Origin of the sequence: Thiocystis violascens DSM 198 (genome assembly GCF_000227745.2) — a bacterium.
GTDB classification, from domain to species: domain Bacteria; phylum Pseudomonadota; class Gammaproteobacteria; order Chromatiales; family Chromatiaceae; genus Chromatium; species Chromatium violascens.
On record NC_018012.1, the window covers coordinates 456,296 to 469,088 of the forward strand.

The following is a 12,793-nucleotide window of genomic DNA, read 5'->3' on the forward strand; positions in this document are numbered from 1 at the left end:
AGTGTACGACGGCGAACGCTTCAACAGCATTTCGCATCTTGTCGGCGCCGTTTTTGCCTTGATCGGCGCCACCGTCCTGGTGACCCTCGCGGGCGCGGAAGGGAGCGCGCCGCGAATCGTCAGCTTCAGCATCTATGGGTTCACGCTGTTCCTGCTCTATCTTTTTTCGACCCTCTACCACAGCCTGCGCGGGCGCGCGAAACGGATCTTCCGCACGCTCGACCACCATGCCATCTATCTGCTGATCGCTGGCACCTATACCCCCTTCACCCTGCTGGTCCTGCAAGGCGCCACGGGCTGGTGGATGTTCGGCGCCGTCTGGGGCCTGGCGCTGATCGGCATCGTCCTGGATTCGCTGCCCCGCAAGGGTCCGCGGATACTTGCGATCTTCATCTATCTCGGCATGGGCTGGCTGGTGCTCTTCGCCCTGGATCCGCTGATCGCCGCACTCCCCCCTGGCGGATTCTGGTGGCTGCTGGCGGGCGGACTCTTCTACACCGTCGGCATCGTTTTTTATGTCCTGGACGATCGCTACCCCTGGTGTCATGGCGTCTGGCACCTGTTCGTGCTTGCCGGCAGCGTCAGTCATTACGTCACGATTCTCTTTTTTCTCTGATGTCGCCGAAGATGACAGAGCCAACCGATGTCGCAAACCCCATCCTCGCGGCTATCGCCGATCTGCAGATGCGTCTGACCTATCAGGACGACGACATCAAGCAACTCAATCTCATCGTCACCCGCCAGCAGGGAGAGCTTTCCCGGCTCCAGCAGGCGATGAATCAACTGCGCGCGCGGGTCGCCGCCCTGCCAGAGACGCACTCGGAGACCGCGCGGGCGGAATCGCCACCGCCTCATTATTAAACCGTGTCGACTGTCTGGGCGGATGCTTCAACGAAGCGGGATGAGACGGCCGATCGGTAGCGAAGCCGAAGCAACCGTTCCATCGCCTCGGGCGTGAGTCGGCTTCAGGGTTGGGATAGGCGAGGGATGTCTTGCGGCGGAGTGTCCGGGCCGATCAGTTCGAGCCGCCCGGAGCGGTTGCGGCGCAGTCGATAGCGCTCGCCAGCGTGCAGAATGGTCAGCTCCGGATCGGAGCCCAGCAGCTCGGCACTGTAGACGCTGAGTGGTGGTGGCTCGGTTTTATTGTTTCGATCTGGGCATGTCTCGGGAAGCAGTCCGTTGCCTTGGGCGGCGTTGTCGGCATGCATGCTCATGATGGGGACCCGGCTTGACGATGAGACCTACTTGTACGATAATAGTAACCGTTATTATTTGTATTTCAAGTCGGTCGACAGCGCGCATCGACAGCCGTTTGCAGGCCGAGGAGTTCCGCATGCAAGATGTCTTCATGGCGATGAGGCGATCCATCCTGAACCTCAGAGGGAGTCTGGTGCCCGCCATTCTCGCATCGGGCTGTGCGCTCGCACTTCTCATCTATATACAGCTCGACTGATGGCGGGCGGCCGCTCCGCGGAGATGTGTGGAGCGGGTCGGTCTCATCACCTATCAGTTACTCACGGGCATGAAAAGCGGGCAACGGGAGGTCGTTTTGAAGGCACCGCTTCAGACGGCGCAGGCCGCGCGTGAACCACGAGACCAGGCTACGATAGAGTTTCCTGAAGCTCCAATGCGCGGGGTCGTTCTGCGCCTGGACTTTTTTTCGAGTGGTGTCGGATCGTTCAGCCCCTCGTCTCGGCCGGCGCGAACACACCAGTACATGGCCAAGGCCATGATGAGCACCAGTCGCTCCAAACGCTCGGCATGCTGGAGTTGCGAATCCTCCAAGTCGAAGCCCCGGCCCTTGACGTCGGAGAACATCGGTTCGATGGCCCAGCGAGCAGCGTCGTCAAGCACGCTTGCCCGTGTCGGGGCGGCGTCCATGGCAATGATCCACGGCTCGGGGTGGCCATCCTCGTGCAGGATCCCGAGGTTCGTGATCACCCCCTGCGCAAACAGGCGCACACCGGTGAAGTAACGTTCCGTCACCCCGTGTGCCAACGCGCCCGTCGTCGTCTCATCGCCCTGCCCGGTATCCGTTAGCACGTTGCTCTTCAGGCGCAGCCGGTCGCTCCAGCCCCGGGCTTGGAGCCACCCGAACAGGCCCGCCGACGGATAGAACCGGTCCGCCGATAGCAGCACGCGCGCCCCGGACGGCAGCCAGGCCAGGAGCGGCTCCAACACCACCTGCTGGCCCGCGAAGCCGAGATTGGCCGCCCCTTCCTCAGCCCGCCACGCCAGCGGTATCGCGCGATCACCCACCCGCAACGCCACCATCAGCAGCGCCATCCGATCACCCAAATCGGTTTGGTCCAGGCTCAACAACACCGTCTGACCATGGCTGGCCGCCTTCGCCAACTCCGCTCGTGCAAAGGGCTCAATCACCATTCCCGGACCCAACCGCGGATTCTTCAGCAAACGCCTCAGCCATTGCTCGCGCATGTCCTGCCGCTCGGTGTCCAAGGGCAGCAGATTGGCCAACTCCACCGTGTTCGGGGTTTGGCCTTCGATCATCGCCCCGACCGCCAACGCCAGCTTGCTCACCACCGTCTTGCGCAGACGCGGGTGCACCTCGCGCAGCCCGCACGCCACTTCATCAGCCAATCGTTTGACGCTTCCCATGATCCTCAATCACCTCAACATCGACTGAGCGGCAGTTTGCCAGAATGTGATAGGTGATGAGGCGGGTCGGTATCCTCCGCCCTTCCGATCGGACCTGGGAATCGCGTGGTCAGAATCCAGGGGTGAGTGCCGTCTGGATGCGCCGCATTGGCCGACTCGGGTCACGCCTGAGTTGATCTGCGATGATGTCATCAAGCCGAAAAATCGTTATGCTGCCGGGCGATTGACAGGATATAGGAGATGGGGCGCGTACCGCCTTGGCTCGTGATTGGCGCGAAGCTCCCAGCGGCTGGACTGCGTGTCGTCCCTTGCTGTCGTGAGCGTGCATGTATTGCAGCCATGATTCTCAGGTCGACGAAGGTTTTCGTCGCCTGGGTCGCATGGCCGCGTCAGTGGTGGGCATCATGTCGGAAATTGACCAGATCAGAGAAGCGGGGCTCAAGGTAACGGTTCCCAGAACCAGAATCCTGGCGATCCTCGAGCGCAACGCCAAGCGGCACATGAGTGCCGAGGACGTCTTTCGCCAGTTACTGACGGAAGATGCGGAGATCGGGCTAGCCACGGTCTACCGCGTGCTGACCCAGTTCGAAAGCGCGGGCCTCGTCTGCCGGCAAAACTTCGATAGTGCCCAAGCCGTGTTCGAGATCAACCGCGGAGAGCACCACGATCATCTGGTCTGCACCCGTTGCGGGCGTATCCTCGAGTTCGTCGATCCGAAGATCGAGCAGCGGCAAGCGTCGGTGGCGAAAGACCATGGCTTTATCACCGAGGATCACTCGCTGGTGCTCTACGGCACCTGTCCCGTCTGTCAGGACAAGTCCTGACCGAGCCGCGTGCCAGCGCTTTGACGCGCAAGGTTCGATTTTCGCGGAGCGGTGCTTCTTCATACGGGCGACGCAGCTCCAGCCGCGTCGCCTGAGGGAAGTCAGCCGCTGAAGAACGCTCTGCGCCGGATCGATCCGGCGCTCTCCACCGCCAACTATTCCCCTCGATACCCCAGCAGCCGTGACGAATTGACCAGGATGCCGAGCGTATGGGCGATGTGGATCATCCCGCCCATGGCCGGGTTCAGGACGCCCAGGGCGCCGAAGACGATCCCAACCAGATCGGTGCCTACTGCAAAGGCGTAATTCTGGTCTGCGGTGCGCAGGGTGGCTCGGCTCAGTTCGCGTACCGCGAGCAGCTTGCGAATGTCGCTGTCGGCGAGTGCGATGTCGGCCACCTCGATGGCGACCTCCGAGCCGCCGGCGCCCATGGCGATGCCGATCTCGGCCTCGGAGAGTGCCAGGGCATCGTTGACCCCGTCGCCGACCATTGCCAGCGTTTCGTGTTCGCGTTGCAAGCAACGCACGATCTCGGCCTTGTCCCGCGGCAGCAGCCCGGCATGGCAGGCATCCAGCCCCAGCTCGCGGCTCAGTCCCTCGGCGACCGCCGGTTCGTCGCCCGAGATCAGACAGAGGTGCGTGACACCCCCCGTGCGCAGGGCATCCAGTGTCTCCCGCGCGCCTGAGCGGAGCTGGTGGCGAATCCCGAGCACCCCCAGCACCTCGCGGTCGAGCGTGACATAGACGGCGGTCAGGCCCCGTGCGCTCAGCTCCTCGCCGGCGCGGCGGAACTGGCGGTTCAGCCGTACCCCCTCGCCGTCAAGCAGGCGGGCATTCCCGATCGTCACCGTCCGTCCCTGTACCCGAGCCTTCACGCCCTGCCCAAGGATCTGCTCGCTCAGAGTGTGCGGCTCCGGCTCCACCCCCTGCGCGGCGGCGCGCTGCGCAATGGCATGCGCCAGCGCGTGTGGGTTGTGCAGCTCCGCCGAAGCGGCCCAAAAGAGGAGCTGCTCGGTGTCGCCGGACACCACCTCCGCGACCTCCGGCGTCTCCGTGGTCAGGGTGCCGGTCTTGTCGAAACACCAGCACTGCGCGGTGCCGATCTGCTCTAGATAGACCCCGCCCTTGACCAGGATCTGGCGCCGCGCGGCGTTGTGGATGGCCGCGCTAACCGCGGTCGAGGCGGCGAGAATGGTCGAGCAGGGACAGGACATCACCAGCATCACGGTGAGCGCGCGGCTCAGGCTTTGGGTCAGCACTAGGGTGGCGAGCGTCGACAGTGTCCCGAGCTTCAGCAGCCGCGCGGCCAGGGCGTCGGCGCGCTGCTCCAGTGGGGCCTTCCGGTCGAGCGAGGCGTCGACTAGGGCCGCGATGCGGGCCAGATAGGTGTCCTCGCCGACCTCGTGCGCCCGCACGTAGAGCACCCCCTGTTCGAGATAGCTTCCGGCGAAGACCCGCTCGCCCAGCGTCTTGAAGACCGGCTCCTGCCGTCCGGTGATCGCCGCCTCGCTCAGTTCCGCCGCGCCGCGCTCGATCTCGCCGTCGACCGGTATCTTCTCGCAGGTGCGGATCACCACTAGGTCGCCCGCACGCAGCGCCGCCACCGGCGTGCGGATCTCCGCGTCCTCGGCGCGTCCTTGATCGAGAGCGCGAGCATTCGGCGGATCTCGCGGCGCGAGCGGTTGGCGACATAGGCCTCCAGCAGTTGCCCGCCGTGCAGCACGAAGATGATCTCGAAGGCGGTCAGCGCCTCGCCGACCAGGATCGCCAGCAGCAGCGAGAAGGCCAGGAACTGGTGGATGGTGAAGCGCTTCTCCGTGAAGGTCTCGTGCCAGGCGTCGCGCAACAGGGGCAGGGCGCCCGCGAGCGCGATCAGGCCGGTCAGGCTCAGCGGCGATTGGGTCACCGGTCGTTTCAGGACGTGCTCGCGGATCAGGACATACGCCAGGTAGCCGCACAGCAGTCCAAAGCCCAGGATGCGTCCCAGCCAGGAGCGATGCTCTCGACCTTTGCGGGTCGCGCGTTGGCAGCCCAGGCATGCAATGGTCTGACCCGCCGGATCGGCCTCGTCATCCTCCGGCGCATGCAGAACACCGAGGATGATCGCTTCCAACTCGGCCTGGCCGAGCAGGGATTCCCGATAGCGCAGAACCAGTGAGGCGCAGCCCAGGTTGCAGGCAACATCCGCCACCCCCTCGACACGAGTCAGGCGCTGTTCGAGGCGCCAGGCCAGGGCGCCATTATGCGCGAGCTGTCGGATACGCAGCCGCACGCGGCCCGGGATCCGGTGACGTGTCTCGATCATGCCTTTCTCCTCGCTGCTCTAAACTGGCCCAGGCCAGAGGGTATGGGTGACGGTTTTTGGAAAAGGAATGATTGACGTTAACATGCGTGATTACATTGAGAACACGTAACTCCAGTTCTTCATAAAGCGTGCCGATGGCGTCCACGAACTCCCGCAGATATCCGATCCGGTCACCCACCCCGTAGATCGCGACCGTCTTGTCGCGCAGATCGATCTCATCGAGCTGCGGGAGTCAGAGGCCGAGGATCCAGGTCACCAGCGTCTTGATGTCGGCATCGCTGACGGCGACGTTCGGCGGCATGGGGATTTGGCCCCAGGTGCCGACTCGCCCGCCTTCACCTTGGCGGTAAGCATCCACGGTGCGGCGGCGTCGCCCTTATACTTGGCCGCGACATCCTTGTACGCCGGGCCGACGATGGCGGCATCGACGCTGTGACAGACAGTGCAGCCGCTCTTCTGAGGATGTGAGTCGTTATTAAATACACATAAAAATTATTCTTATTATTTGATGATCAGTACGGCACCCTCAACCGCCTACTGAGTGGCACGCTTCTGTACGATTGCCACAAGAGACACTTGACTTCAATCGACCCGGCTCGTCCTGGCAAAGGATCCGTGGCGCTGGTGGTCGATCCTCGGTTCCTCGACGATTCTCTTCTCCACCTAATTTCTCCGTCTAGGTGTCGGTCGCGATCAACGAGTGGCGCCGCCCTTTCTTCGATACCGTCCAGGCTGCGCTCTCCGGCGAGGCCGGCGTGACCTCCGGCGCGCTCTTCGCACTGCTGATCGACTTCGCCGAGATCGCCTTCATCGCCATCCTGGTGGTCGTGGCCACCAGCTTCTTCGTCAGTCACTACGTCTTCCGCTGGCGCACCGCGATGAACGACTACTATGATGTCGCGCGCTGGGCCGAGGTGCGATCGATCAAGGGCGCCGCCCAGCGCATCCAGGAAGACACCATGCGCTTCGCCGACATCGTCGAGACGCTGGGCGTGAAGATCGTGGACTCGGTCATGGCCCTGTTCCCCTTTCTGCCGCTGCTCTTCGCGCTCTCGTCCTATGTCACCGAGCTGCCCATCCTGGGGAGTATTCCGGCGCCGCTTTTCACCGCCGCTCTGGTGTGGTCACTCTTCGGTACGGCGGTCCTGGCCGTGGCGGGGATCAAGCTACCGGGTCTCTACTTTCGCAATCAACGGGTCGAGGCCGCCTACCGCAAGGAACTGGTTTATGGGGAGGACGATCCCGATCGCGCCCAGCTGCCCACGCTGCGGACGCTCTTCGCCAACGTGCGCCGGCACTACTTCCGGCTCTATTTCCACTATTTCTACTTCAACATCGCCCACTATAACTACCTGCAGGCCGACAACATCTTCGTCTATCTCATCCTGGTGCCGACCATCGCCGCCGGTCAGGTCACCTTCGGCATCCTGCAGCAGATCCTGACGGCCTTCGGGCAGGTGTCGTCGAGCTTCCAGTATCTGGTCAACTCCTGGACCACCATCGTCGAGTTGCAGTCCATCCACAAGCGACTGGTGGCGTTCGAGGCAGCCTTCGAGCGGCAGCCATCGCTCGTGTCGGTAGGAATCGATTTGAGCCCTGGCACGGCGCTCGCGGGTCGCCAGCCAGCCCCTTCCAACTGCCCGTTCATTGAGATTCCGGTCATGACAGCTTCGAGTCAGGTTGCCTCTATCCGCCCTTTTTCGCCCGATCCCTTGTCGGAAGCGCTCGCGCGGGTCGGCGCTTCCGCTGCTCCGGTCTGCTTCAGCGGTCAGTGGGAAGAACTGCTCTGGGATCTCGCCTGTCTCGACCCCGTGCGGATCGAGACCGCGATCCCAGGTGTCGCCCTCGGTCAGTCGGTCGAGCTGCAGGGGATTCAGTTCAGGGATGACATGGGTCTCGCCGAGGGGACAACCTTTGGGCTGTGCTGTTTTCTGGACGAATGGCACGCCATGCGTCCCCGGAGCGAGTCAAAAGCCGAGCCGCCAACAGGGTTCGACATCGAGGCGCATGATCGGGGCACGCTCTTGACGCTGGCGGCGGATCGACAGTCGCACGGCTTCGCCCTGCGTGTCCTGATGGGGGCCTATCAGGCCGAGAGCCGGCGCGTCGTCCCGTTTCGCCGTCGCACGGACACGGCATCGCGACTCGCCAGGCATCTCAGTGATCTGGCGGGCTACCGCGACTGGAGCGGTTCGCCCCTGGATGTCGGCGACATCGCTGAGGCTTGCGGCTGGCTGAGCCTCACCCCAGCGCGCATGCAGGTGCGCGGACGGATCCGCTTGGCCGCACCGGAGCTGATTCCCTGCCTTCTCGAAACGATCGCCGATCAGGCGCTCGTCGTGCGGGTGCTGACAGGCAAGGCCGGCGTCGCTTAAAGCTTCCAGGGCTGCTTCAATGCCTATCGGGCGCGCCGGAATGAGTGGTTGGAACTGACTTGCGAGGAGGCCCGTCTGACCTTGGGGCCGAGCGTGATCGACAGCGCCTGGGTGTTGGAGCGCCCAGAACCGCAGGGCTCGCGACACCAGGTGCGTCTCTACGACGATCACGGTCGCGCGCTGCTCCTGATGGATGATCTGCCCGTCTCCGAGCTGCCCGAAAACCCGGCGTGGCGAACCCTCGTCAAGGCACTGCTCGATTGAGCCGCCGGGGGTGCAGGCGGGCGCCATCCTGGCGTGGCGCTCCCGCGATTGATGAACCTCAGAGCGCTAATGCTGGTTAAGGCGATTTTTGGATCGGTAAAGTCTTTCCCGGAAATCGCCTAAGATGCGGGAATTCCACTGAGCGAATACGCGAAGGCTCCGAGCGCGATCAGCGCTGGAAGGCCCTGCGTGAGGCTGATCGCTGATTCCAGCCGCTGAGCGCCTTGAACTCGACGGCAGCGCTCTTCAGCTCCCATCGCATCGAGAGAGATCTCTCACCGCTTGCGGCTCATCAGGGTTGGAGTGTCGGTTTTCCTAGCCGTCTCCCGCCGTTGGCCGACAGCGCCCCCCGACTGGAGTTCAGTCGGGGTCACAGGTCGCGGTTGCCTGTTTCGCCAGCCGTTGTCCTCCGCCGATCGTTCGAGCACAGTCCAACCGTCAAAGGCTGAGGTATTTTGCCGGTTCGGGTCGCGAAGCCGTTCGAGCGCTCCCATGCCGGAGCGCTCAAGCTTCGGCAGCCACACATCCGCGAAGTCCAGCGGAGCACTGACTTTGCCCCGGCGAACCGGCTGCTCGGTCTCGAGCCCATCGATGTGAACGATCCAGCGCCAATTGCTGGCCAGTGCGGCGGGGTAAGGCGGAGGGATCGCCTCCGAGCCTGGAACGCGCCGATGCCAGCTCCTCGGTGAAAGTGCGATTCGGTCGGTGTCCAAGTCCAGGCGCGGCATGACATCCGTGGCATGCAGCCAGTAGCCGTCAGGCCCGAGCCAGGAGGTCGGATCATCCGCGCGCCATCCCTTCGCATCCAGCGTCCAGCTAACGTCGACCACGCAGCCTTGCGGCGCGTACTCACCCACCTGGATGGCGAGGCGCCCGTCCTCGATGCGGCTTTCCGTCTCACGGCACTGGACCGTCGCCTTCAAGGTCTCGATTCCCGGTGGTAGAGCGGCGTGCAAGATGCCGTTTTCTGTCAATCACCATCCAAAAGTGACCAGGGATCAACATCGAATGTTTTCCAGTTGCTGGGGCATTTCAGGTGGTCTGAGTCGCCTTTTTGCGTTGCTTGAAGCGGTAGGAGTCGTTGCCGGTTTCGAGGATGTCGCCGTGATGGGCGAGGCAATCGAGGTGATGCGCTTGCCATGCGCGCCAGGCCATCGCCATGCCGTCGAGGTGGAGCGCGTTGAGTTTGCTGAGGCGATCAATGGCCATGACGGACCTCCCGCAAGCTGGCGTCGCGCGCGCAATCGGCCAGCGGTTCCGGCGCAGCGTGGGGCTGGAAGGACTCTCAAGCACGGCGGGACGTGTGGGCGCGGCCAGTCGGCGCCTGGCGTTGCTCGCGACCGGGGCGCTGATGACGCCCGTCTCGATGGTTAGCTCACAGGCCACCTCTAGCGCCTCCTGTCCCAACTCACGCGCCAGGAGCACCAGTGCGACGAACGCCCGATCCCCCTTGGGCGACTTCCGCAGGCGGTCGCGCACGATCCGGATGGCCATTGGTAAATCCCACGCCTGGAAGGGGATTCCATGACCCAAGGCACCCGGTTTCCGCTCCAGGATTGGCAGGTCGTGCCACGGGTTGCAAATCAACTGCTCACGACCAAAGCAACGGACATGCTCGGCCACCATCTGAGCGTCAGCCACGATGCGCAGGGTCGCGGCGGTGAGGCGCACCGACACCACTTTGCCAGCCCAGACGGCGGGGACACTCTAGGAGTCTGTCCGGCTTACAAACGGCATCTCAGAGGGTGTAGACAAAATCAAACCGTTGTGGTCAACCGCCGCAGCAGGATGCGCGCCTCCGCCAGCCAAACCCAGGTTTCGGAGACCGCTGGCAGACGGTCATGATGCATGATCAATCGACGGGCACGCTCATTCCACGCATGGGTGCGCTCGACAACCCAGCGCTTCGGCAGCGGAACGAAGCCGTCGGCGTTGGCGATCACCACTCGGTCAGGCGCCCCGTCCACGTGCCAGGAGCCAACGCTTTTGTTGGCTGGATGGCGCACGACTTCCACGCGGATCGCGTGGGTCTGCTCGGTGGTTTGGGCAAATTGACCGGCGTAGGCGCTATCGACAAACAGCGTGTTGATCTGGGGGTACTTGGCGGCCGCGTCAGCGACGGCGCCCGAGGCGGCATCGCGGTCCTGAAGATTGGCCGCGACCACGCTCACCGCCAACACGAACCCCAAGGTATCGACCACCAGGCTGCGCTTGCGCCCCTTGACCTGCTTGCCCGCATCAAAGCCGCTCGGTCCACCCTGCGGCGAGCCGCGGGTCGATTGCGCATCCAGCACCGCCGCCGTCGGCGCGATCTCACGCCCCTCGCGTTCGCGCCATTGCCCCCGCAGTCGATCATGCATCTGCTCAAACTTCCCAGCCGCACTCCAACGGCGAAACGTCTTGTAGACATTCTGCCAAGGCGCGAAATCGTGCGGCAGCATCCGCCACGCGCACCCCGTGCGCACCACGTAGCAACACGCCTCCAGGATGCTCCGGCGCGACACGCGGGGCGGTTGACCCCGCCCGCCCGGCATCTCAAAGAGAGCGGCGACCAAGTCCCACTCCGCATCGGTCAGACAACTTGGGTAGCTTTGGTCGGGGTCGTGGCGACGATGCGCATCCGTATACCCATACCGACGCGGCGTTGCGCGCGCTTGCGCCTCGAGACCACTCTCGCCCCGGAGGCGCGTGACGCCCGCCTCCCGCAAGGACTTGCGAATCGTGGCTTCATGAGCCTCGATTCCCGTCCGTGCCGCGAGTTCCCGGGCAATCTCTGACAGCGTGGAGGTCGGGCGATCCGTGACAATTTGACGCAATACCGCTTGCTCCGCCTCGTGAATCTTGGGGGGACGACCAGCTTTCGACATCAGCGCACACCAGCTCAGTTGTAGACTGGTATACAAATAGCAGCTCAATTATTTTTGTCTACACCCTCTCAGGTAACATCCGTCAACCTTGTAAGATGATTTTACCCGCATCAGACCGTTATCCCTCTGATTCTGAGATCGTGGGTGAGCTTGGGTCGGCGCGGGGTTTTCCTGAAACAACCCGAACAGTTGGACTTGCGTGTGCTGGTCGAGGCTTACCGGGGCACCGGTTCCCAGCCCTATCCGCCGGCGATGCTGGTGGCGCTGTTGTTTTATGGGTATGCCACGGGGCTTATAGCAGCCGCAAACTGGCGCAAGCGACCGATGACTTGATCGCGTGTCGGTTCATCTGTGCCAATATCCATCCTGAACACCGCACCATCGCGGATTTCCGCCAACGGTTTCTGCCCGAATTGGCGAGCCTGTTCGTGGCGATCCTGCGCTGGGCGCAGGCGATGGGGTTGCTCAAGCTCGGGACGGTCAGCCTGGACGGTACCAAAATCAAGGCCAATGCCAGCAAGCATAAGGCCCTGAGTTGGGCCTACGCCAATCGGCTTGAGGAGCAACTCCAAGGCGAGGTGGCGGCGTTGCTGCAACGCGCCGCGGCCGGCAAAGCCAGCGGCGCTGGCCGAACCGATCGACATTCCCGAGGAATTGGCGCGACGCGAGCAGCGGCTGGCGGTCATCGCGGTAGCCAAAACAGAGCTGGCGGCCCGCGCGCAGGTGCGTTTCGAGCACGAGCAAGCTGAGTATGAACGCAAGCTCGCCGCGCGCGAGGCCGCCACGCAGGCGTGCGGGAAACCGCCACGGGGCAACGCGCCCGCGCCACCCACCCCCGGTCCGCGCGCCAAGGATCAAGTCAGCCTCACCGATGCGCAATCGCGTCTCATGCCGACGTCCGGCGGAGGCTTCGAACAAGCCTACAACGCCCAAGCCAGCGTGGATGTCGAGACCTTCTTGATCGTCGCCGAGCATGTCACTCAGCACACCAACGACAAGCTGGAAATCGCGACGGCCATTGAGCGCCTGCAGGCCCTGCCTGCCCCACTCGGCCAGGTTAAGCTGCTGTTGGCCGATACCGGCTATCACAGCGCCGTGAATATTGACCGTTGCCACGCGGTCGCGATCGAACCACTGATGCCGGCGAGTCGTCAGACCCACAATCCGCCGTTGGCCGAACGCTTCGCGGCGGATCCCGCGCCGCCTGCCACGCCCACCCCGGTCCAGGCGGTTCAGCATCGCCTGCGCACCCGTGCCGGCAAGGAGCTGTATGCCAAACGCAAAGCGACGGTGGAACCCGTGTTCGGCATCCTCAAGCACGTCTTGGGCTTCCGCCAATTCTTGCTGCGGGGGCGGCGTGCCGTTCAAGGCGAGTGGACGCTCGTGTGTTTGGGCTGGAACCTGAAGCGTCTGTTCGCCTTAAATCCATAAAAACAGCGTGAAATGGCGTCGATGTCGTGAAAAACCGCCATTCATTGGCCCATTGAAGAGAAAGCCACCTCGAGTCTCAGCCTCCAGAGCGGCTTCGACGCTACGTCC

The 12,793-nt window shown here is 63.5% G+C and carries 12 protein-coding genes and 2 pseudogenes; 7 read left to right on the forward strand and 7 right to left on the reverse strand.

The annotated features are described in order from the left end of the window. Position 1 precedes the first annotated feature (1 nt). Positions 2 to 616 carry a PAQR family membrane homeostasis protein TrhA gene (trhA, locus tag THIVI_RS02135; RefSeq protein WP_014777011.1) on the forward strand — a complete coding sequence of 205 codons (615 nt, stop codon included), beginning with the start codon at positions 2 to 4 and terminating at the stop codon, positions 614 to 616. Positions 617 to 627: 11 nt separating this feature from the next. Next, a complete protein-coding gene (locus THIVI_RS02140) occupies positions 628 to 861 on the forward strand; it encodes a SlyX family protein (RefSeq protein WP_157174340.1) in 234 nt (77 codons plus the stop codon). A 104-nt stretch (positions 862 to 965) separates the two neighbouring features. Here the strand turns inward: THIVI_RS02140 and hemP are convergent, their stop codons facing one another. Both hemP and THIVI_RS02150 read right to left on the reverse strand, forming a co-directional pair. Continuing rightward, positions 966 to 1,214 carry a hemin uptake protein HemP gene (gene hemP / locus THIVI_RS02145; protein WP_014777013.1) on the reverse strand — a complete coding sequence of 83 codons (249 nt, stop codon included), beginning with the start codon at positions 1,212 to 1,214 and terminating at the stop codon, positions 966 to 968. Positions 1,215 to 1,563: 349 nt separating this feature from the next. Next, positions 1,564 to 2,619, reverse strand: coding sequence for a transposase (locus THIVI_RS02150; protein ID WP_014777014.1), 1,056 nt, complete (start codon positions 2,617 to 2,619; stop codon positions 1,564 to 1,566). 404 nt (positions 2,620 to 3,023) lie between these two features. Here THIVI_RS02150 and fur point away from each other — a divergent pair, with 404 nt between their 5' ends. Beyond that, on the forward strand, positions 3,024 to 3,443 hold the full coding sequence (fur, locus tag THIVI_RS02155; RefSeq protein WP_041447230.1) for a ferric iron uptake transcriptional regulator: 420 nt from the start codon (positions 3,024 to 3,026) through the stop codon (positions 3,441 to 3,443). Positions 3,444 to 3,598: 155 nt separating this feature from the next. Here the strand turns inward: fur and THIVI_RS02160 are convergent, their stop codons facing one another. Together THIVI_RS02160 and THIVI_RS25495 are read right to left on the reverse strand one after the other, a co-directional pair. Further along, complete coding sequence (locus tag THIVI_RS02160) at positions 3,599 to 5,047, reverse strand: heavy metal translocating P-type ATPase (RefSeq protein ID WP_052314937.1); 1,449 nt, start codon at positions 5,045 to 5,047, stop codon at positions 3,599 to 3,601. Continuing rightward, positions 5,020 to 5,748 (reverse strand): HMA2 domain-containing protein, encoded by a 729-nt coding sequence (locus tag THIVI_RS25495; protein ID WP_052314938.1) that lies wholly within the window; start codon positions 5,746 to 5,748, stop codon positions 5,020 to 5,022. The genes THIVI_RS02160 and THIVI_RS25495 overlap by 28 nt, the downstream gene beginning before the upstream one ends. 680 nt (positions 5,749 to 6,428) lie before the next feature. Between THIVI_RS25495 and THIVI_RS25985 the strand changes: the two genes are divergently transcribed. Then, positions 6,429 to 8,123, forward strand: a complete 1,695-nt coding sequence (locus tag THIVI_RS25985; RefSeq protein ID WP_014777016.1) for an SbmA/BacA-like family transporter — start codon at positions 6,429 to 6,431, stop codon at positions 8,121 to 8,123. 21 nt (positions 8,124 to 8,144) lie between these two features. Further along, positions 8,145 to 8,387 (forward strand): annotated as a pseudogene (locus THIVI_RS02175) (hypothetical protein); the annotation flags it as partial. A 275-nt stretch (positions 8,388 to 8,662) separates the two neighbouring features. Here THIVI_RS02175 and THIVI_RS02180 read toward each other — a convergent pair. From THIVI_RS02180 to THIVI_RS02190, 3 genes and pseudogenes are all read right to left on the reverse strand, one after another. After that, the gene (locus THIVI_RS02180; RefSeq protein WP_014777017.1) at positions 8,663 to 9,310 is read right to left on the reverse strand and encodes a hypothetical protein; all 648 of its coding nucleotides are present in this window, start codon (positions 9,308 to 9,310) and stop codon (positions 8,663 to 8,665) included. A 109-nt stretch (positions 9,311 to 9,419) separates the two neighbouring features. Next, a pseudogene (locus tag THIVI_RS25265) lies at positions 9,420 to 10,082 on the reverse strand (Mu transposase domain-containing protein); the annotation flags it as partial. A 62-nt stretch (positions 10,083 to 10,144) separates the two neighbouring features. After that, the gene (locus THIVI_RS02190; protein WP_041447215.1) at positions 10,145 to 11,254 is read right to left on the reverse strand and encodes an IS5 family transposase; all 1,110 of its coding nucleotides are present in this window, start codon (positions 11,252 to 11,254) and stop codon (positions 10,145 to 10,147) included. Positions 11,255 to 11,398: 144 nt separating this feature from the next. Here THIVI_RS02190 and THIVI_RS25500 point away from each other — a divergent pair, with 144 nt between their 5' ends. Next, on the forward strand, positions 11,399 to 11,587 hold the full coding sequence (locus THIVI_RS25500) for a hypothetical protein (protein ID WP_245537353.1): 189 nt from the start codon (positions 11,399 to 11,401) through the stop codon (positions 11,585 to 11,587). A 222-nt stretch (positions 11,588 to 11,809) separates the two neighbouring features. Further along, entirely contained in the window at positions 11,810 to 12,685 is an 876-nt protein-coding gene (locus THIVI_RS24395) for a transposase (RefSeq protein ID WP_245537354.1), read from the forward strand. Positions 12,686 to 12,793 lie beyond the last annotated feature (108 nt).

What these genes read in the sequence shown, in the direction of transcription:
- THIVI_RS02140 (WP_157174340.1), top strand. Translation starts at nt 628, where the DNA reads ATGACAGAGCCAACCGATGTCGCAAACCCCATCCTCGCGGCTATCGCC.
- hemP (WP_014777013.1), bottom strand. Translation starts at nt 1,214, where the DNA reads ATGAGCATGCATGCCGACAACGCCGCCCAAGGCAACGGACTGCTTCCC.
- THIVI_RS02150 (WP_014777014.1), bottom strand. Translation starts at nt 2,619, where the DNA reads ATGGGAAGCGTCAAACGATTGGCTGATGAAGTGGCGTGCGGGCTGCGC.
- fur (WP_041447230.1), top strand. Translation starts at nt 3,024, where the DNA reads ATGTCGGAAATTGACCAGATCAGAGAAGCGGGGCTCAAGGTAACGGTT.
- THIVI_RS25495 (WP_052314938.1), bottom strand. Translation starts at nt 5,748, where the DNA reads ATGATCGAGACACGTCACCGGATCCCGGGCCGCGTGCGGCTGCGTATC.
- THIVI_RS02190 (WP_041447215.1), bottom strand. Translation starts at nt 11,254, where the DNA reads ATGTCGAAAGCTGGTCGTCCCCCCAAGATTCACGAGGCGGAGCAAGCG.